The following is a 3938-nucleotide window of genomic DNA, read 5'->3' on the forward strand; positions in this document are numbered from 1 at the left end:
GAACCACGGGGGACGGGCCCCCGGGGTTCCTGGCGGCCCGGGTCCTAGCGGCCCGGGTCCTCGTCCACTGCGGGGTCCTCGTCCACGGTTCCGGAACCGGTGCCGGCGGGGTCCTCGTCCGCCGGAGCGACGCCCGCCGGGCCGCTGTCCGGAACGGTGTCCTCCACCGTCTCCGAGGTCCCGGCCGGGACGGGGGGCGGTGGCTGCGGAGCGGTCGGTGTGAGGACGAACAGCAGGACCAGCAGCCCCGCGGTGACCGCGGCGATCAGGCCGCACGCCACCCACGGTTTCCAGCCGTCCAGGCCGGAGTCGGCCATGGCGTCGGGATCGTCCGCCCCGAAGGAGTCCAGGCGCTCGGCAAGGTCCGGTTCGTCCTCGCGGAGCTGCCGCTCGATCTCCTCGAGGATTCTTCGCTCATGCTCTCTCAGGGACATGGCACCCTCCTCAGCCGCTGGGGGAAGGACTGTCGTCGCCGGGTTCCTTAAGTCTCCCCCGGGTGGGCCCCGGATATCCAGGTGTCCGCCGCTTTTCCCGAGCCTGTTTCGGGCAGGCGGGCCGGCGGCGGGTCCGTGGCCCGGATCCCGGGCCCGGCGTGCCGCCGTCCCGGCCCGCCGCCGCGATGAACTGGGACGACGCCCTCAGCCGGGGTAGCACTCCACCTCGGCCGCCTTGACGCCCGCCCACACCTCGCTCCCCTGTTCGAGCCCGAGCTCGGCCAGTGCGGCCGGGCTGACGTCGGCGGCCAGGGACAGCTGCCCCGCCAGGTGCACGCGCACCTGGTCGCCGAACCTCTCGACGCCGTCCACGGTCAGCCGCCACACGTTGCGGGGGCTGCCGTGCGGGTGCCGCGGGTACAGGGCGACGGCGCGCGGCGGGAAGGCCACCAGGACCTCCCCCCGGTGCGCTCCGCCCACCTCCACCCGGGCCCCGTCCGCGTCCCCCCGGGGCCCCAGGAGGACCGTGGTCCCCTCGGCCCGCCCCCGGAAGAGGTTGAGCCCCACCAGGCGGGCCACGTACGGGGTGCGGGGCCTGCGCGCCACCTCGGCGGGAGGGCCCTGCTGGACGACCCGGCCGTCCTCGACGACCGCGATGCGGTCGGCCAGCACCATGGCGTCCAGGGGGTCGTGGGTGACCAGCACGGTGGCCCCGTCGAACTCCTCCAGGAGGCGGCGCAGCCGGCCGCGCACGTCGATGCGGGTGCTGGCGTCGAGGGCGGCCATGGGCTCGTCGAGGAGCAGCAGGCGGGGACGCACCGCCAGGGCCCGGGCCAGCGCGACCCTCTGGGCCTGGCCTCCGGACAGGTTCCGGGGCCGGGCCCCCGCGTGGTCGGACAGGCCCATGTGGGCGAGGAGCCCGGCGGCCCGCTCCCGGGCGGCGGCCCGGGTCGCGCCCTGGCAGCGGGGGCCGAACGCCACGTTGTCCAGGGCGCTCATGTGCTCGAACAGCAGGTAGTCCTGGAAGACCATGCCGATGGGCCGTCGCTCCACCGGCGTGGTGGTCTCGTCGCGGCCGTCCACGCGCACGTGCCCGCCGGTGAGGGGCGCCAGCCCGGCCAGGGCGCGCAGCACCGAGGACTTGCCGGCCCCGTTGGGGCCGAGCAGGGCCAGGATCTCCCCCTGTGCGGCCTCCAGGGCCACGTCGAGGGAGAACCCGCCCCGGCTCAGCCGCAGCTCGGCGTCCAGTGCGGGGGGCCGGGCGGGCGGGGTGCGGGCAGCGCCGTCCGGCCCCATCAGGTGTTCACCCACCTCTCGCGCAGCGTGGCCAGGACGGCCAGGGAGACCAGGAGCAGGACCAGGCTGAGCACGATGGCGGCCTCCGGGTCGCGCTGCATGGCCATGTAGACGGCCAGCGGCATGGTCTGGGTGGTGCCGGGGAAGTTCCCGGCGAAGGTGATGGTGGCGCCGAACTCCCCCAGGGCTCGGGCCCAGCACAGGACGGCGCCCGCGCCGATCCCGGGCAGCACCATGGGGAGGGTGACGCGGGTGAAGACGGTGGCCCGGCTCGCGCCGAGGGTGGCGGCGGCCTCCTCGTAGCGGCGGTCCGCTCCGCGCAGCGCGCCCTCCACGCTGATCACCAGGAACGGCATGGCGACGAACACCTGGGCGAGGACCACGGCGGCGGGTGTGAAGGGGATCGTGATCCCGAACCAGGTGTCGAGGTACCGGCCGAGCAGGCCGTTGCGCCCCAGCACGAGCAGCAGCGCCACGCCGCCGACGACCGGGGGGATGACCAGGGGGACGGTGACCACGGCGCGCAGGACGCGGCGGCCGGGGAAGTCGGTGCGGGCGAGCAGCCAGGCCAGCGGCACCCCGAGGAGCAGGGACACCAGGGTGGCGGCGGTGGCGGTCGACAGGGACAGCCAGAGGGCGGCCAGCACCTCGGGTTCGGTGACCCGCTCGCCCATCGTGGACCAGGGCGCGCGGATCAGCAGCCCCGCGAAGGGGAGCACGAGGAAGGCCGCGCCCGCGAGCGCGGGCAGGACCAGGATCCACGGGGGGCGGCCGGACCGGACGCGCGGCGGGCGGTCCCGTCCGCGGCGTGTGTCCCGGTCCGCCCCCGGGCCGCCCGCGGTCACGGCGTACCGAACCCGGCCTCGGCGAGGACCCGCTCCCCCGTCCCGGACAGGACCAGCTCCACCCAGTCGGAGGCGAGTCCGGCGTCGGCGGTACCCGCCAGGACGCCGATGGGGTACTCGTTGACGGCTTCGTCGGCCTCGGGGAAGTCGATGCCGGTCACCCGGTCCCCCGCCGAGGCGACGTCGGTGGCGTAGACGAGCCCGGCGTCGACCTCGCCCAGTTCGACCTTGGTCAGGACGGCGCGCACGTCCCGCTCGTAGGTGTCGGGGGTGACGGCGACCCCGGCGGCCTCCATGGCGGTGGCGGTGGCCGCGCCGCAGGGGACCTCCTCGGCGCACAGGGCGACGGAGACGCCGTCCCCGGCCAGGTCGGCGAAGTCCTCGACGCCGCCGGGGTTGTCGGGCGGCACCGCGATCCGCAGCGTGTTCGTGGCGAAGACGGCGGCGGCGCCGCCGCTGCCGGACGCCCACCCGGCGTCCAGCCCCTCGCCCTCGACGACCTGCCGCATGGTGGCGGTGTCGGCTGCGGCGAAGACGTCGGCGGGGGCGCCCGAGTTGATCTGGGCGGCCAGTTCGCTGCTGCCCGCGAAGTTGAGGACCACCTCGGCCCCGGGGCGGTCCCCCTCGAACTCCTCGGCCAGGGCGGTGAACACGTCGGTGAGCGAGGCGGCGGCGAAGACGTGGAGCTCACCGTCCCCGCTCCCCGCCGGGGAGCCGTCTCCGCCGCCCTGCGCGCCGCAGGCGGTGGCGGCGAGTGCCGCGGCGGTCAGGGCGCAGAGGGTGCGCGGGGCGCGTCGGGGGGCGCTCTCACGCATGGCGTCCCCCGGTGGTCTCGACGACGACGTTGGTGGACTTGACGACGGCGGTGGCGGTGGTCCCGACGTCCAGCCCGAGCTCGTCGGCGGCCTCGCGGCTCATCAGGGAGACCACCCGGTGCGGCCCCGCCTGGATCTCCACGGCCGCCATGACCCGGTCGCGGACGACGTTGGTGACCAGTCCGCGGAAGCGGTTGCGGGCGGAGGAGAGCCGGCGGCCGGGGTCCTCGTCCGCGCCCGCGCGCATGAACGCGGCGAGTTCGGCGCCGTCGAGGAGGCGCCGGGCGGAGGTGTCGCGGGTGGCCGCGAGCCGGCCGGAGTCGACCCAGCGGCGGACGGTGTCGGCGCTGACGCCGAGGAGGTCGGCGGCCTCGCTGATCTGGTAGGTCGGCATGCGACGAACCTACCCCTCGCCGATGCCAGGGCAACAGGTGGTTTCGGCTAGCAGATCATAACTTTTTTTCTCGCTCCCGGGGAGGTTGCGCCGACCCCGGGTCAGGGGTCAGCAGGGGCGCGGACGACGGGACCCCCGGCCGACGGTGTTCCGT

General features: G+C 75.7%; 5 protein-coding genes. All 5 read right to left on the reverse strand.

Annotated elements, in window-relative coordinates:
* Nucleotides 1-44: 44 nt before the first annotated feature.
* The 5 genes from ACWGL3_RS31415 to ACWGL3_RS31435 all read right to left on the reverse strand — a co-directional run bounded on the left by ACWGL3_RS31415 (nucleotide 45) and on the right by ACWGL3_RS31435 (nucleotide 3784).
* Entirely contained in the window at nucleotides 45-434 is a 390-nt protein-coding gene (locus tag ACWGL3_RS31415) for a DUF3040 domain-containing protein (protein WP_267949451.1), read from the reverse strand.
* A 204-nt stretch (nucleotides 435-638) separates the two neighbouring features.
* Entirely contained in the window at nucleotides 639-1730 is a 1092-nt protein-coding gene (locus ACWGL3_RS31420; RefSeq protein WP_267950346.1) for an ABC transporter ATP-binding protein, read from the reverse strand.
* Nucleotides 1730-2575: an ABC transporter permease gene (locus tag ACWGL3_RS31425; RefSeq protein ID WP_267949450.1), complete on the reverse strand. Its 846-nt coding sequence runs from the start codon at nucleotides 2573-2575 to the stop codon at nucleotides 1730-1732. The genes ACWGL3_RS31420 and ACWGL3_RS31425 overlap by 1 nt, the downstream gene beginning before the upstream one ends.
* Nucleotides 2572-3390 carry a molybdate ABC transporter substrate-binding protein gene (gene modA, locus ACWGL3_RS31430; RefSeq protein ID WP_267949449.1) on the reverse strand — a complete coding sequence of 273 codons (819 nt, stop codon included), beginning with the start codon at nucleotides 3388-3390 and terminating at the stop codon, nucleotides 2572-2574. The genes ACWGL3_RS31425 and modA overlap by 4 nt, the downstream gene beginning before the upstream one ends.
* Nucleotides 3383-3784, reverse strand: coding sequence for a TOBE domain-containing protein (locus tag ACWGL3_RS31435; RefSeq protein WP_267949448.1), 402 nt, complete (start codon nucleotides 3782-3784; stop codon nucleotides 3383-3385). Before ACWGL3_RS31435 ends, modA begins: the two co-directional genes overlap by 8 nt.
* Nucleotides 3785-3938 lie beyond the last annotated feature (154 nt).

This window comes from Nocardiopsis sp. NPDC055824 (assembly GCF_053616335.1).